The sequence below is a fragment of the Lacticaseibacillus porcinae genome, assembly GCF_003946305.1.
Classification (GTDB): domain Bacteria; phylum Bacillota; class Bacilli; order Lactobacillales; family Lactobacillaceae; genus Lacticaseibacillus; species Lacticaseibacillus porcinae.
Genome location: NZ_RHNS01000003.1, coordinates 125,506 through 140,829, shown reverse-complemented (window position 1 = coordinate 140,829; position 15,324 = coordinate 125,506). Strand labels below are relative to the sequence as shown.

Sequence of the window (15,324 nt, the reverse complement as noted above, 5' to 3'; positions counted from 1 at the left end):
ATTATGAGGCTTGGTCCATTTTGGTTTTGAAGGAGTAGGTGTTGGCGTTGTATTCACCGATGCGAGATTGCACGGTGTAGCGCGGACGGTGCTTGACTTCATTGGTCATTTTCCCGATATATTCGCCAATCACACCTAGCGATACCATTTGCAAACCACCCATGAACCACAAGGAGATCATCAAACTCGACCAACCGCGAACAGTCAGGCCCAACAAGTGCACCGCCAGCGTGTATACTGACATCCCAGCGGCAACCACCATCGATAGCGCCCCTAAAATCAAGATCAACCGCACTGGGGCAATCGTTAAACTGGTAATGCCATCCCAAGCAAAAGCCAACATTTTCTTCAGCGGATATTTGGATTCACCAGCCATCCGTGGCGTACGCTTGTAGTAAACTTCAGCACTTGGATAACCGAGCTTTGGCACTAAGCCACGAATAAAGACATTGCGTTCTTTATATTCTAAGAAGGTGTTCACGGCACGCTTTGACATTAAGCGAAAGTCTGCGTGGTTGGGGATCAAGTTCACGCCCAGCATCCCTAAGAACTTGTAGTAGCCTTGTGCCGTCGTCCGCTTAAACCAAGTGTCAGTTTCGCGATTGTTGCGGACGCCATACACAATGTCAGCACCAGCGAGGTATTGGGCGACCATGTCTTCGATTTTGTCAGGATCATCTTGTAAGTCGGCATCAATGGTGATCATCATGTCAGCAGTCCGCACTGCTTCAGTGAGGCCGGCGATCAGGGCATTTTGATGACCGAAGTTGCGGGAGAACTTCAAGCCGCAAACGCGAGTGTGTTTTTGATGAAGTTGTTCGATTTCAGCCCAAGTTTTGTCTTTGGAGCCGTCATCGACGATCAAAATATCAGAAGCTTGATCTAAGACGTGCTTTGCGATCACGCGATTTTCAATGGCAAGCAGCCGCTCGATTGAGCTCGTCAACACTTCTTCTTCATTAAAAGCCGGCACAACAATGGTAAGTTTTTGCATGTTAATGACTTCCTTTCAAGGATTGGGGAATTAAAGGTTCCAGCATATTTTCAAGTTTGCGGCGCAGTGGGATCAACCAACCCCAGAAACCACCTGCTAATGTGGCAGAGGCGATGACGTCAGTGCCGAAGTGGTCGCGCAAGTAAACGCGGGAGATCGCAACCAATGCGATCCACAACAAACCGATGATCACAGCGACTAGCTGTTGTTCAGGATCATGCAGGTGAGGTAGCAGGACTAACAATACAGAGGCGACTAATATCGCGGTACAAAAGGTGTGCCCACTGGGAAATGAATAACCAGTGTCTGCGACTAACTGTTGCGTCGGCCTTGCGCGTTGGACGATCAACTTGAAGCCTTCTGCAATGGCAGAGCCGAGAAATTGACTGAACACAATGAAGACGCCGGTGGTGGGATTGACTTTGAAAAATACCCAAAGACCTAACGCACAAGTTAGTAAAATTGCGATCAAGGGACTGCCGAGTTGGGCGATCAGTTTGTAAAACGCGGTATTGATCGGCGTTTTTGCAGCCGTGAGCTTAAACAGTTGGCGATCGAGTTGACTCAGCCAAGCGGCATGCGTCATCACGCCGATCATTAACGTGGCAAAGCCGGCTAAGCTGAAGGTCCCTAGCAACCGTGAAGTTTTAGTCGACATCGACGCGGCCTCCTTTTTTGTTGCGTAATGCCATAATGGCAGCAGGGAACAAGGAAATGATGATAATGGCGATCATGATCAGTTCAAAATGCGCTTTGACAATGGCGACATTCCCGAAGAAAAAGCCTGCCCCTAAAGCGATGGTCACCCAAGCGATGCCGCCTAATAAGTTGTAAAAGACGAAGCTGCGGTAATGCATTTTGGAAATCCCAGCAGTGAAGGGGATGAAGGTGCGAATAATCGGCATGAACCGACCTAAGAAAATCGCGGCTTTGCCATGTTTTTCAAAAAATTTGGCGGAACGATCGAGATATTCAGGTTTAATGAAGCGTTGGAGTTTTTGATTTTGCGTCAGCCAACCGCCGAAGTGTTCACCAATTTCAAAATTCAGCGAATCGCCGACGAAAGCCGCGACGATCAGCAAACCCCACAAGATCCAAATGTTGAGGCCGCCGTTTGCAAGAGCTGCAAGTGACCCGCAGAGGAATAATAAAGAATCCCCTGGCAGAAACGGTAAGATCACGACACCAGTTTCGATGAAGATCACCAAAAACAAACCGATGTAGATCAAAGCGCCCCATTGACTGATCAAAGCTGGTAATAATTGCGAGAGATTGGGGATCAAGGTCGTGAGTAATAAGATAGACATAAGCGACTCCTTAATTGGATGTTTTCGCGATCAAATGACAACCGATGATGAACAGGCAGTAAATCAGTAGCACCAGCCAAGTGTTCATCACCAAATGGGGAAATAATGTTGTGCCCAGTGCCACACCGATCGCCACAACTAAAGCAGTGGTCGCATTGCTACGGCGAAAGGCGACAAAAGCTAATATGGTGGCAAGTAGCATGAGGCCCATAGCGACCACGTGACCCACCAACCATAAACTGGTGATCACGCCGATGACCATGGTGATCAACGCAGCACCGTTAGCATGATGGCTGCCGCCAGCAGGGACGCCGAGCAACAATGGCAATGTGAAAATTGTGACGGCTAAAGCACTAATATCATTGGCTAGCAGTTCAGAAGCGAAAGTGCCGATCATCGCCACGACCAGCAGTTGTAATCCAAATATCGGATGGGTTCGTAGGCGCATGAGCAGACCTCCTTCATCAACATCGTTAGTATATGATGGCGCCAATCTTTGTAACACTAATGTCATCTAAACAGGAACTGAGTAATTTTCAGAAACCGTCAGTCGTTGCGATGGTGGTGGGGCCCAATTCTGAATTTTTTTCAGAAAGTCGTGATTAATCGGTTCAAAAAAATATTTATTTGCACCAAAAAAGCGCCTCAGCATTTGCTGAGGCGCTTAGTCGGTCAAGATAATATTGGTAAATACAAACGCATGATGGTGCCAGTGGGTTCGTTATCGGCAATTTCAAAGCGGCCATGGAACCGTTCGGCGAGCTGGGCGGCGATCGCTAACCCTAACCCAGTGCCAGTAACAGTACCGCGGACGTCAGCTGAGCGATAAAAGCGTTCAAAGACATGCGGCTTGTCAGCAGCGCTGATACCACTGCCGCCATCAGCGACGGTGATCAGTGCTTGATCGTCAGCAACGCCTAAAGTGACGGCAATCGGTGAATCTTTTGGTGAATATTTAGAAGCGTTAGCAACGAGGTTGTCGATAATTTGCTCCAAAGCTGATTCATCGGCATTGATTTGAACGTCGTCTGCAATAGTTACAGCTAAGCTTTGCGGGATCGTGTTTTGGAGTTTTTGCGTCAGGTCGTGCATTAGTTTCGTCAAGTCAACCGCATGGAGGTCAACCGTCAATCGATCAGCTCGGGTCAACGCCAGCAACTCTTCAACTAGTTGTTCCATTTGCCGAGATTCTTGCGTGATGTAGGCGACAGATTTGGGGATCACTTCAGGATGGTCCTTACCGCGGCGTTCGATCAGTTGCGAGTGACTGCGAATGGTGGCGATCGGGGTGCGTAATTCATGAGCAGCATTGAGGATGAAGGTTTTTTGCTGTTCCTGGCGATCATGCAATTCCGTCAGCAGGTGATTGAAATCAGTCGCTAGCTCGCCGACTTCCGTAGGGGTTTTGGGTACCGGCAATAAATCTTCGCCAGTGCCAGAGGCTAATTTTTTAGTGCTGTTAGAAAGCGTCGTCAGCGGATCAGTCAACCGTTGCGTGAGCCGGCGAATGTAAAACGGCGCGATAAACAAGGTGATCACCAACAACATCACCGTGGCTTCGACAACGCGCAGTAAGATTTTCACCGAACTATCCATGCTCAACCATAACGTGTAATAGATGCCACGTGCATGGCCGGTGCGACGAAACAGGAGGCCGAAGTGTGGGCGATAATAGAGATGCTTGTTGATCGGAATGGCCACCGGGTCGATCGACAACAAATCATCTGCATTCGGGGAATAGTAATGTTTGACTTTGGCGTCTGCGCGGGCATTGCGGACATACACATAGCTAGTCGACGTATCCAAAGTCGAATTTTTCCGCCAATTTTCCCAATCGTCGTCATCGTCAATGATGGCATTTTTTAAGCTGGCAATGACATGATCAGATTCGCTTTGTGTTTGCTTGAGGATCTGGTGGGACACAGCGATCAAAATCACTGCGGTCAATGCTAACGTCAGCACTGTGATCATTGTCATCAACTGCCGCCACATGATGGCAGCGCTGGATTGATTTTTTTTCATCGACTGGCCACCGCATCAGATAACATGTAACCCACACCGCGGACAGTATGGATCAGCTTTGGCGTCCCTTGATCGACTTTGGTGCGGAGGTTTTTAATGTAAACATCTAAAATATTCGGCTGGCCGTCAAAATCCACGCCCCACACTGTGTTGAGCAAATCATCGCGCGAACAAGGTTGGTCTTGGTTTTGAAGCAAGGCGACTAACAATTCAAATTCGCGCTGCGTTAAGGTGATGATTTGACCGTTGCGGGTGACGCGTTTGGTATCCAAATCGACTTGTAAGTCCGCGACTTGTAAACTCGATGCTGCTTGCGTCAGTGGTTGACTGTGACGTAAGGCAACTTCAACGCGGGCAATCAATTCTTCCATTTCAAATGGCTTGGTCATGTAATCATCAGCACCACCGGTCAGCCCGGCGACTTTATCGCCGATATAATCACGCGCCGTTAGCATAATGATCGGCACTTGGCTGTGTTTTCTGATACGGCGTAAGACGGAAAAGCCATCGAGTTTGGGCAACATCCAATCTAAAATGATTACATTGATTTGGTCTTGATGGTCAGTGAATTGTTGCAAAGCGGCTTCACCGTCTGCGGCCCAAATCACGTTGAAATCTTCTAATTGAAATTCAGTTTGTAAGGAATCTGCCAAACCTGGTTCATCTTCGACTAATAATAAGGTCTTTTGCATGAGGTCTCCTCCTCAATCCATGATAGCGCAATGCCAAAATCTTGGGCGGCATCATAAGAAAAATTTATTGCCACGCTTGTAGTCGCACTTTGATTTGGTCAGTGACCGCTTGTGGTAACTGCTTAACTTGTACCCCAGTGCCTAAACTTAACAGCCAATCTGCATACATGGCACAAGCTTTGGGGTCTTGATCATTCAAATGATCGATCAACCGCGCCGATTGTTGAAACGGATCCAAAAATTGTAAACTGCGTCCTGGTTGATGATAACGCCGAAAGCGAGAAATCGCTTCTGCATCGAGTTGTAAATCGACATTCGGGGGTGTTGCCTGTGATTGCCAAGCTTTGATCGTCGCTTCCGTCAGGGCCTTGAAATCCCCTGCTGACAGCTCGGCGATGCGATCGACGCGAAATAGCCGGGTGGCGTGTTTGTCGATATCCATGCCGTCGAAGTACCACGTCGCCATCCGTTGATAAATGTGATTGAGCCAGACTTTTCGAGTGGTTTGTTCACCGTTGACTTTGGTGTAAGTGAATTGTAAGGCTTTGGTTTGCGTCGCCAAGGCAATCAGTGGGCCAAGTTGATCAGGCGCATGATCAGTGAGTTCGAGTAAGTCAGGATCGTCAGGATTGGTATTTTCAAATACTAAGATCTGCCGCAGCGCGAGTAATTGTTGTTTTTGTTCAGGTGAGACAATCGCCAAAAGCTTCTCAACGATGGCTTGGCGGCTTTTGAGAAATGGGAGTTGGGCGTTGGTCGTCGCTAAAAATGCCGTAAACAATGCCGCGAGCTCTGTTTGATTGAATTGCACTTGTATCAACGTTTGATTACGTAAGACAGCATAGCCGCCGTTGTGTCCTGGTTGACTGGTCAGTGGCAGGCCTAAGGTTTGAATTTCATCGAGATCACGGATGGCGGTAGCACGAGAAATTTCAAATTCCATTTGTAAGTCTTTAATGTTGAACCGCTCGCGATTATTGATGTAGCGCATCTCAGTTTGGATCCGCAAACTTTTTTGCATGATTTCTCCCAAAGGTGTCAACTTTTGATACATTTGGCTTTTATTATAGGCTCATCAACCAAGAAGGAGAACTAAAACATGACTTATTCAATCGAACACAAAACTGCTTTTACGATCTTAGGCTTTGGCCGCACCGTGCAATATGGTGAAGGCGCCGATAAATTTGCTCAAATTACCCGTCAAAAACAAGCTTTGTGGGAAGCAGTGACCGCTGACGGTCGCTTAAAGCAATTGACGGATATGGCACCAGATTCGCATTTGTTTGCAGTGAATGAAGCCTACCAAAACGAAATGTGGTATTACGCTGGGGTGGCGTCTGATGCTGAAGCGCCGGCAAATGCCCGTGCAATTAGTTTCCCAGAGTCTCAATATCTGGTGGTCACAGGCTCTGCGGCAACGGCTGGTCAATTGTTTGGGATGTTAGAAGGAGAAGCATTCGGCAAAGCCCTCGGCGAGATCGGAGATTATGCTTATGTTGGTGGTCCTAATGCTGCCGTAGTGCTCAGTGACGTTGATGGCGATGTGACTGGTGAAATGTGGATCCCTGTGCAAAAACACTAACTTGAATACAAAAAAATTCCTGACGCGTAGTCAGGAATTTTTTGTACTAAGCCGGTTTGTTTTCGTCAATGTAAGCTTGCAGGCGTTTCATTGCTTCTTGTAAGTCAGCCATTGAAGCGGCATAGCTCAAGCGAACATAATGTTCACCACCAGGGCCGAAGCCGTTACCAGCAATCAGTGCCAGTTTGTTTTTGTGAAGCAAGTCATAACAAAAATCATTGCCATCTTGAATGTAGCCTGCAGGAATCTTGGCAAAGACGTAGAATGCACCGTTAGGATTTGGTACCCCGAAGCCCATTTTAGTCATGGCATTCACCACAAAGTCACGCCGCTTGATGTATTCGGCTTTCATCGCCAATGAATCTTCACGACCAGCTTCAGTGGATAAGGCTTCAATCGCACCGGCCATAGCTGGATTTGATGGGCAAGTGACGTTAAAGGCATGAGCCAAAATCACTTTTTTCATCAAGTCAGCAGGACCAGCGACAAAGCCGATCCGCCAGCCAGTCATCGCGTGTGACTTGGAAACACCATTGATCAGCAACGTTTGTTCTGGCAAGGCTTTAGCAAAAGAATAATGCGTTGAACCGTAAGTGAGTTCAGAGTAAATTTCATCAGAAATCACGATCAAGTCGGTTTTGGCGATCACCGCAGCTAACGCTTCAACTTGTGCTTTGCTGTAAGTGACACCAGTCGGATTAGAAGGGAAGTTCAACAAAATCGCCTTTGGGTGGACCTCATCAATGGCTTGTTGCAATTGTTCAGGCGTCAGCACAAAACCGGTACTTTCAGTGTTCATGTACACGGGTTCTGCGCCGTTGATGCGAACGAGTTGATCATATAAGGAGAAGGTTGGACTCGGCATCAAGATCTTGTCACCAGGGTTCAATGCAATATCCAAACAAGAATGTAAGGCTTCAGTCGCGCCGACGGTCACTGTCACTTCTGTGTTAGCATCATAATCTAAGTCGTAGCGATCTTTGAGAAAATGGACAACAGCTTGTCGAAAGGCAGGCCATCCTGGTGTTGGTGCATAGTGGGATTCGTCGTTGTTAATTGAATCAATCGCTGCTTGTTTGATATGTTCTGGGACGTTGAAGTCAGGTTCACCGAGAGATAACTTGACGACGCCTTCAATTTTGCTAGCTTCGGCATCAAACACCCGAATTGGGTTGGCACCGAGGCCGTCATATGTATGTTTGAGATCTTTCAGTAAACCTGGTTTGGTTTTGGGCATTGAAGCTTCCTTCTTTCTTTTACCGTTAAAAAAGACACCAGACGCATTTGCATCCGGTGTCGGGTTCACTTTCAAAAAAGTGATATCAGCCTGACTCGCGGATGCTTCAGTCATCCGCGCGCCACAAAATTTCCCGGGCGTATCGGATGACTATCCGAAATACCGGGAGAAAAATCGTGGTGATGTGGTCAAACTATGTGTCATAAGATAACTTCCTTAACTTGTAATTGCCATTAACTTACAACGGTTTTCTAATCTTGTCAAGGACAAGCTATGATGCTTGGGCCTGCAAACGAGTATGAACGGCGACTTTTGTGGTGTCGATTTGATCATCATCTTGAATCACTTCACCAATCGAATCAGCAGTGATCTGCCCTGAAATCGGGTTTTTGACAGAATCGATGTGACTGTGAATATCTGCATCGATGTTTTTGCAATACTCGAAGGCGAGGTCGGTCCGCAAGAGTTTACAATTGATCATTTTCAAGCCGTCAATGTAACACAATCCTTGATCTGATTCGATGGTGCAGTTGATCAAGGTGAGATTTTTGGTGTTCCAAGCTAAGTATTCGCCATTGATCGTGGAATCATAAATGGTGACATTTTCGCAGTTCCAAAAGGCGTCTTTGGTGACGAAAGTAGAATTGTGGACTTCAATGTTTTTGCCACCATCAAAGGCATAGTTGCCGACTAAGTTAAGGTGATCGATGGAGATGTTTGAGCTGTTCATCCCAAAGTAATCGCCAGTGGCGTCGACGTGATCGATGTGAATATCATCGCATTGCCAAAGGGTTTCTTCCGCATCGGCAAAATGCACATGATCGAGTTTAATGTGATGGCTCCGGCGAAATTCTTTCGGTGCTTGCACAGTGGTGTCAGTCAGTGAAATATCGTCAGTGTACCAAATGCCGCTACGGCTCATGGTTTCTAAAATTGAATCGTTCACAGTAACGTGTTTGGCGTACCACAAAGGATACTTATATTTAAAAATACTGTTGTTAAGGGTAATGTTTCGAGCTTCTTTTAAAGGCGATTCCCCAGCTGCAAAAGTCGAGTTGGCGATTTGCGCATCATGTGCTTGAAATAATGCGCGTTCACCGGTGAAATATTGTTGATCGTAGTTAGTCATTAAATTCCTTTCGGTATAAATTGAGGCCTTGTTGCAGGCGATTTAAACCTTCCTGCAATAAAGTTGGGGGACAAGCGATATTCAATCTGAGAAAATCATGACCATTCCCGCGATAATCTGAACCTGCGTTGAGTTTCAAACCGATGTGAGTTTCCAGAAAAGTAGCGAGTTTGGTACTGTCATGGGTGTAGGCAGAAATGTCTATCCATAATAGATAAGTGGCAGTGGCAGGCGTCACGATAGCATCGCCTAAATCAAATTGTTGAACAGTTTCCAGATTCGCATTGAGTTGTTGGCGCAAGGCATCAAACCACTCAGCGCCTTTGGTGTATGCTGCGATGCTAGCGGGAATTGCTGTTAAGTTGGGCTCATTGACTTCATAAACACCAAGGCCTCGGGCGATATTTGCGCGTAACGTTGAATTTGAGACTATCACAGTGGCTGCGTGGATCGCCGCGAGGTTGAAGGCTTTGCTTGGGGAAACTAAGGTGATGAGGTGTTGGCGTAAGTCAGCAGGCAACGTAAACGTCGGGGTGTATTCATGATGATCCAAGGTTAAATCCCCATGAATTTCATCAGCAATTAACGTTACCCCGTATTGATTGCACAGTTCTGCGATGTGTGTAAGTTCTTCTAACGTCCAAATTTGACCGATCGGGTTGTGCGGATTGCATAGCACCATGGCAGTGGTCAAAGGTTTTGCTAACGCAGTTTCCAACACAGCCCAATCGATGTGGTAAGTCTGCGTGGCGTGATCATAGGCGAGCTCAGCGGGCAAGACATGGCGGCCAGCATTTTCGATAGAATTGAAGAACATGTTGTATACCGGCGTCTGCACCACAACATTGTCACCGGCATTGGTCACACGACGAATAGAGGCACTCAACGCTGGGATCACGCCAGTTGCAAATAATTGCCAGTCCAAAGGAATAGCAACGTGGTGACGCGTTTCATACCAGTCGCTGACGGCTTGGAAATATTCGCGAGGAGGTTCTTCGTAGCCGAAAATACCAGTGGCGACTTTTTGTTGTAAGGCTTCGATAACTGCGGGAGCAGTTTGAAAATCCATGTCTGCGATCCACATCGGTAATTGATCAGCAGGACCAGACCATTTGATCGAATCGCCACCTCGACGGTTGGGCACAGTCGTAAAATCAAACATTACTTCTCCTCCTTGTATGCAAAAGGGGTCACAGTGTGAGTGCCATAGTGAGCAATTTTTTGTTGGAGTTTATCATAAGTAGCTTGCACTGCATCACGTTTGGCAGCGATCGTTTTTAACTGTTCTTGTAACAAGGCTTTTCGAGTTTCAGTGGTGTCGTCACCCTGCTGCAATAAATCGATGTACTCGATCAAGGTTTCAATTGAAACCCCAGCTTCGCGCATACACTTGGCAAAGTTGCAGGCGTTTAAGTCTTCAGGTTGGTAATCACGATACCCAGATGTCGCGCGAGTTACCGGCGGGATCACACCGACGCGCTCCCAATAACGTAAGGTATCTGCAGGAATGTCGAGTTTGGTGGAAACTTCTTTAATATTCATCAAAATCACCTCATGATCATGATAAACCTTGGAGTAGACTTTAAGGCAACAATTAAATTGAGTTTGGGGAAAACGGCGCTTATAATGAATAACTATTGTGATAAAAGATAGAAAGAGATAATCGTTATGCAACTTTCAGAGTCTGTGACGCGATCACAAAAGCCTCGCGGTATTTGTTATGCCATCTTTGGGACAATGCTTTGGGGGATTTCTGGATCCGTCGCCCAGTATTTATTTGCTTCCGCGCATGTTTCGCCCACTTGGTTGGTCGGGGTGCGCTTATTGTCTGCCGGAGTTTTGCTGTTAGGATGGTTTGCTTTTGACACGCATCAATCGCTATGGTCAATTTTTAAAGCTGGTCGTGGCTGGCGGCTAGTCATATTTGGCTTGTTGGGGATGATGCCATCACAAGCGACTTATTTTATGGCCATCAGTTATGGTAATGCCGCAACTGCGACAGTTCTTCAATTTCTCGGACCGTTATTTATTATCGTTTATTTGGCCGCCGCAAATCGTCAGTTGCCACGACGAGTGGACATGTTTTCGATTGCCTTAGCCTTATTAGGGACCTTTTTATTGGTGACACAAGGTCGACTTACCAGCCTGGCTTTGTCATTTCCTGCTGTGATTTGGGGAGTGTTGGCAGGCGTTAGTCAAGCCAGTTATACCTTATTACCACGGCCGTTATTGAAACAATTTGACGAACGGTTGGTTGTCGGTTGGGCGATGATCATTGGTTCGTTAGTCTTTTTACCGCGGGTAGTTTTGGCGACACCGGCGCACTTAACGTTGAACAATTGGTTTGGCATTATTTTTATCATCGTGGGTGGTACCGCGATTGCGTATTTGTTATATTTAAAGTCGTTAGCGTATATCGATCCTAGCGCTACTGGTATGCTCAGCGCTTTTGAACCGCTGACTGCAACGGTGGTGGCAGTTGGGGTGTTAGGCACGCATTTATCGCTGCCGGAAGTGATCGGTGGGGTATTGATTTTGTTGACGACAGTGTTGCAGGCGATTCCACAAAAGCATGTTTTAGGAGGGCGTAAATGAAAACTCGGATCATGTTATATGTGTCGGATGTTGAAAAGTTAACCAAATTTTGGGAACAAACGTTGAATGCGACGTTAGTGAACACGATTCAACTTCCTAAGAATAATTTTGCAAATGTATTGTCCGTTGACGATACTACTGAGCTAGCATTATTCAGCAATGCCTTTGTGCAGGAATTCTCTCCAGAAGTCGCGGATAATCAACCGTCGTTAATGTTTTTTGTCTCAGATCTTGAGGCCGCGCATGCTCGCATCAAAGGCGCCACGCCAATCGTTGACGACGCTGGAACGCGAGCTTTTGGCTTTCCAGATCCTGATGGCCATTATTTTGCGATCGGTGAGGGTTGACGTCAGCAAATTTTCGTTATAGCATAATAGTCAATCGAATAACCGTTCATACAAACCGATGAGGTGGAGATCAAGATTGTTGTGCGCGCACAGAGAGCGACCGGTGCTGGGAGTGTCGTCGAACGCAGGCAGTTAAATGGACCACCGAGGGTTCCTCCGAAATTTGAGTACGGGGAAACGTGTTGGCATACGTCAGTTGTCGCAAGCGTGTTGGCGCTTGGCTAAGAGTGATTTCACTGAAAAAGCAAAGCGCCTAGCAGGAGTTTATTCTGCTAGGCATGTTTTTTCTTTGAGGTCGAATTAAGGTGGCACCGCGGGAAACCGTCCTTAACAACATTGTTTGTTATGGGCGGTTTTTTCGTATCACGAAAAAGGGGTATCACCATATGAAAAAGTCAGTATTAGCGATCGGAATCGTAGCAGTAATCGGCGGCGGGCTCGCCATTCACCATTATGTTCAAAAGCCACAAGCGGCTTCCAAAAGTCGCGTCTTAAACGTTGCCGTTTCGACAGAACCAAGCTCACTTGATCCGGCACACTCAGTTGATAATGTGTCTGGCAACATGATGTCTCAGATCATGACGGCCATTTACACGCGGTCCGCATCTGGGAAAATCATTCCCGCGATGGCAACTAAAGTGGTTAAGCCAACTAACGGTGGGTTAACTTACACGATTCCGCTACGTCATGATAACTATTTCTCTAACGGTGATCATGTCACGGCTCAGGATTTTGTGTATTCGATTCAACGGATTGTTGATCCGAAAACGAAAACTGAATTTGCGTATAAATTTGAAAATATCAAAAACTATCAAGCCATTTTGGATGGCAAGATGGACAGCACCAAACTAGGTATCTCAGCACCGGATAAATACACGTTAAAGATCGAATTATCACAACCCGTACCTTACTACGATTCTCAACTGACAGAATACTATCCAACGTCTAAGCGTGCGGTTGAAAAGTACGGCGACAAATTTGGTACTACCGCCAAAACCACGGTATCAAACGGCGCCTATCGTTTGAAGAACTACGACGGTACTGGGGACGAATGGGATTATGTCAAAGATCCGCATTACTTTGACGCCAAACATGTCAAAATTGATGATGTCCATGTCCGCGTGGTAAAAGATGCAGCAACAGCTAATAACTTGTTTGCATCAGGTAAACTCGATGATGCACCGATCTCTGGTGCGATGATTGTTAAGAATTTGCACAACAAAGCCCTGGAAAAGACGCCAGCCGCAAATATGAACTATTTGCAATTCAACACCAAACGCAAAGACCTTAACAATGTTGATCTGCGCCGTGCTGTCTCTTATGCGTTGAATCGCCAACAACTCACCAAAAAAGTGCTTCAAGATGGTTCTCAACCTGCCAAAGCCTTTGCCCCTAAAGGGTTAGTCACAGATCCTGCGACTGGCAAAGACTTCACTGCTGAAACCACCCAAGCCATCACTTATGACCCAGCCAAAGCCAAGGTTTACCTCAAAAAAGCCTTGAAAGAAATTGGTAAGTCTAAAATCGACTTCACCTTGTTAACTGCGGATAACGAAGTCGACAAACAAGTCGGTGAATATGTCCAAGGCCAATTAGCAAAAGTATTGCCACAGCTTACTGTCACCGTGACCAGCGTGCCTAAGCAAACTCGGATCCAACGTTCACTCGATGGTGATTTCGATGCCGTATTGATGAGCTGGAACTCCAATATCCAAGATGCCTCTGACTACTTGGATACCGCTACTGAAACCAATATTTCAAATTTCTCTAAGTTCAAAGATGCGAAATATACAGCATTAATGAAGACCGTGGATACCACCACCAACCAAACAGCGGCGCAACGTTTGACTCAAGAACAAGCTGCCAATGCTCGGGTTGTCAATGTTGCCGGCTACATTCCCGTTTTCCAAAGTGCGAATGATCGCTTGATCAATCGCAAAGTCGGCGGCATCCATTACACCTTGTTTGCTGATACCTATTACAAGAATGCTTATTACAAGAACTAACCAAAGGAGTCTGACATGTTACCACAAGTTGAATTTTTGAAGCAGTATCTCAGTTTTCAATCAGTATCCTTACATGAACACAATGATATTCAAGCAACCGCAGAATTTTTACGTGATCACTTTGCGTCAATTGGCGCGCAAAACGTTCAGATTTTGACCACTGACGTGACGAATCCTGCAGTGTATGCCGAAATTCCGGCGCAACTTCCGAGCGATGTGACGGTGTTGTTCTACAACCATTACGATGTGCAACCAGCTGAACCGCTGAATCTTTGGAACAGTGATCCGTTCACTTTGACAGAACACGATGGTAAATTGTTTGCGCGCGGTATCAATGATGACAAAGGGGAGTTAGCGGCTCGACTGGCTGCCATCGAAGACTTGCGCCAAGCTGGTGAGTTGCCCGTGAATGTGAAGTTTTTAGTTGAAGGCGCCGAAGAACAAGGCAGTCCTCATTTGGAAGTGTTGCTGAACAAATATGCCGACTTGCTCAGTGCCGACTTTTGCTTGTGGGAATCAGGCGGTAAAGATGAACAAGGCCAATTGAAGTTCTCGTTAGGCGTCAAAGGTGGCGTCGCGTTTCAGTTGACGGCGCGCAACGCTGATCATGATTTACATTCAAGCCTTGGCGCTATCACCGAAAACCCTGCATGGCATTTGGTCCAAGCCTTGGCCACATTGAAAAATCGTGATGGTGACATCACGATTCCAGGCTTTTATGATGACATTATTCCTTTAACTGCAACCCAACAGCAAATCGTTGCTGATTCAGAATTTGATTATGCCGCCTATGCGAAAAATGCTGGTTTGACTCGGCCAGCAATCACCAATGATCCGGCCGCTGCCCTAGTGGCAACGCCAAGTTTCACAATCAATGGTTTGTCCAGTGGTTTTGAAGGCGCAGGCACTGGCAAAATGATCCTCCCGCATGTCGCTGAGGCCAAACTTGATTTTCGAATTGTCCCTGGGCAAACAGTTGAACATACCATTAAATTGGTGCGCCAAACATTGGATGCCAACGGCTTTGAAGATATTGAGATTTCAGGATTATTAGGCGAACCCGCTTTTCGTAGTGACCCCGATCATCCACTGGTTCAAGCTGCACTGGCAGCGGCGCGCAAATACTACCCAGAAGGTGTCAGCGTTGTGTTAAATTCTGCGGGTTCTGGCCCAATGCCATACTTTTATGCCGTCAATCATGCCCCAATTATTTCTATTGGAATCAGCAACGCCAATTCGGCAGCGCATGGTCCCAACGAAAATGTGACAGTTGCTGATTATCTGCAATTTATTGACTATCTGAAGGCGATGTTACCAGCGTTGGCAGCGAATTCATTTTAATCGTGCAAAAGGGCATCTGAACTTGTATAATGAATGTGGTGAGTGATGCACTTTCCTTATTTCTGCTCACTC

Annotated in this window: 16 protein-coding genes; 5 read left to right on the top strand and 11 right to left on the bottom strand. The window is 46.6% G+C overall.

From position 1 onward, the window contains the following. Nucleotide 1: 1 nt before the first annotated feature. From EKM92_RS04410 to EKM92_RS04380, 7 genes are all read right to left on the bottom strand, one after another. On the bottom strand, nucleotides 2-994 hold the full coding sequence (locus EKM92_RS04410) for a glycosyltransferase family 2 protein (RefSeq protein WP_164509896.1): 993 nt from the start codon (nucleotides 992-994) through the stop codon (nucleotides 2-4). Nucleotide 995: 1 nt separating this feature from the next. After that, nucleotides 996-1,652 (bottom strand): phosphatase PAP2 family protein, encoded by a 657-nt coding sequence (locus tag EKM92_RS04405; protein WP_125708269.1) that lies wholly within the window; start codon nucleotides 1,650-1,652, stop codon nucleotides 996-998. Further along, nucleotides 1,642-2,301, bottom strand: coding sequence for a VTT domain-containing protein (locus EKM92_RS04400; protein WP_125708267.1), 660 nt, complete (start codon nucleotides 2,299-2,301; stop codon nucleotides 1,642-1,644). The genes EKM92_RS04405 and EKM92_RS04400 overlap by 11 nt, the downstream gene beginning before the upstream one ends. Nucleotides 2,302-2,311: 10 nt before the next feature. Beyond that, a complete protein-coding gene (locus EKM92_RS04395) occupies nucleotides 2,312-2,749 on the bottom strand; it encodes a hypothetical protein (RefSeq protein ID WP_125708264.1) in 438 nt (145 codons plus the stop codon). 224 nt (nucleotides 2,750-2,973) lie between these two features. Beyond that, nucleotides 2,974-4,323 carry a HAMP domain-containing sensor histidine kinase gene (locus EKM92_RS04390; RefSeq protein ID WP_125708262.1) on the bottom strand — a complete coding sequence of 450 codons (1,350 nt, stop codon included), beginning with the start codon at nucleotides 4,321-4,323 and terminating at the stop codon, nucleotides 2,974-2,976. After that, nucleotides 4,320-5,015 (bottom strand): response regulator transcription factor, encoded by a 696-nt coding sequence (locus tag EKM92_RS04385; protein WP_125708260.1) that lies wholly within the window; start codon nucleotides 5,013-5,015, stop codon nucleotides 4,320-4,322. The genes EKM92_RS04390 and EKM92_RS04385 overlap by 4 nt, the downstream gene beginning before the upstream one ends. A gap of 64 nt (nucleotides 5,016-5,079) precedes the next feature. Further along, a complete protein-coding gene (locus EKM92_RS04380) occupies nucleotides 5,080-6,036 on the bottom strand; it encodes a helix-turn-helix transcriptional regulator (protein WP_164509895.1) in 957 nt (318 codons plus the stop codon). 78 nt (nucleotides 6,037-6,114) lie between these two features. Between EKM92_RS04380 and EKM92_RS04375 the strand changes: the two genes are divergently transcribed. Beyond that, nucleotides 6,115-6,597, top strand: a complete 483-nt coding sequence (locus tag EKM92_RS04375; protein ID WP_125708256.1) for a GyrI-like domain-containing protein — start codon at nucleotides 6,115-6,117, stop codon at nucleotides 6,595-6,597. Nucleotides 6,598-6,643: 46 nt separating this feature from the next. On the opposite strand, the gene EKM92_RS04370 is transcribed toward EKM92_RS04375, so the two are convergent. From EKM92_RS04370 to EKM92_RS04355, 4 genes are all read right to left on the bottom strand, one after another. Beyond that, nucleotides 6,644-7,834, bottom strand: a complete 1,191-nt coding sequence (locus EKM92_RS04370) for an aminotransferase class I/II-fold pyridoxal phosphate-dependent enzyme (protein WP_125708254.1) — start codon at nucleotides 7,832-7,834, stop codon at nucleotides 6,644-6,646. A 271-nt stretch (nucleotides 7,835-8,105) separates the two neighbouring features. Continuing rightward, nucleotides 8,106-8,963, bottom strand: coding sequence for a DUF3737 family protein (locus EKM92_RS04365; RefSeq protein ID WP_125708252.1), 858 nt, complete (start codon nucleotides 8,961-8,963; stop codon nucleotides 8,106-8,108). Continuing rightward, complete coding sequence (locus EKM92_RS04360; RefSeq protein ID WP_125708250.1) at nucleotides 8,956-10,125, bottom strand: MalY/PatB family protein; 1,170 nt, start codon at nucleotides 10,123-10,125, stop codon at nucleotides 8,956-8,958. Before EKM92_RS04360 ends, EKM92_RS04365 begins: the two co-directional genes overlap by 8 nt. Further along, on the bottom strand, nucleotides 10,125-10,505 hold the full coding sequence (locus EKM92_RS04355; RefSeq protein WP_125708248.1) for a MerR family transcriptional regulator: 381 nt from the start codon (nucleotides 10,503-10,505) through the stop codon (nucleotides 10,125-10,127). The genes EKM92_RS04360 and EKM92_RS04355 overlap by 1 nt, the downstream gene beginning before the upstream one ends. A 126-nt stretch (nucleotides 10,506-10,631) precedes the next feature. Here EKM92_RS04355 and EKM92_RS04350 point away from each other — a divergent pair, with 126 nt between their 5' ends. From EKM92_RS04350 to EKM92_RS04335, 4 genes are all read left to right on the top strand, one after another. Next, nucleotides 10,632-11,558, top strand: a complete 927-nt coding sequence (locus tag EKM92_RS04350; protein ID WP_125708246.1) for an EamA family transporter — start codon at nucleotides 10,632-10,634, stop codon at nucleotides 11,556-11,558. Next, nucleotides 11,555-11,905: a VOC family protein gene (locus EKM92_RS04345; RefSeq protein ID WP_125708244.1), complete on the top strand. Its 351-nt coding sequence runs from the start codon at nucleotides 11,555-11,557 to the stop codon at nucleotides 11,903-11,905. Before EKM92_RS04350 ends, EKM92_RS04345 begins: the two co-directional genes overlap by 4 nt. Nucleotides 11,906-12,291: 386 nt before the next feature. Next, entirely contained in the window at nucleotides 12,292-13,911 is a 1,620-nt protein-coding gene (locus EKM92_RS04340) for a peptide ABC transporter substrate-binding protein (RefSeq protein WP_125708242.1), read from the top strand. A gap of 15 nt (nucleotides 13,912-13,926) precedes the next feature. Next, on the top strand, nucleotides 13,927-15,252 hold the full coding sequence (locus tag EKM92_RS04335) for a M20/M25/M40 family metallo-hydrolase (protein WP_125708240.1): 1,326 nt from the start codon (nucleotides 13,927-13,929) through the stop codon (nucleotides 15,250-15,252). The last annotated feature ends 72 nt before the right edge of the window (nucleotides 15,253-15,324 follow it).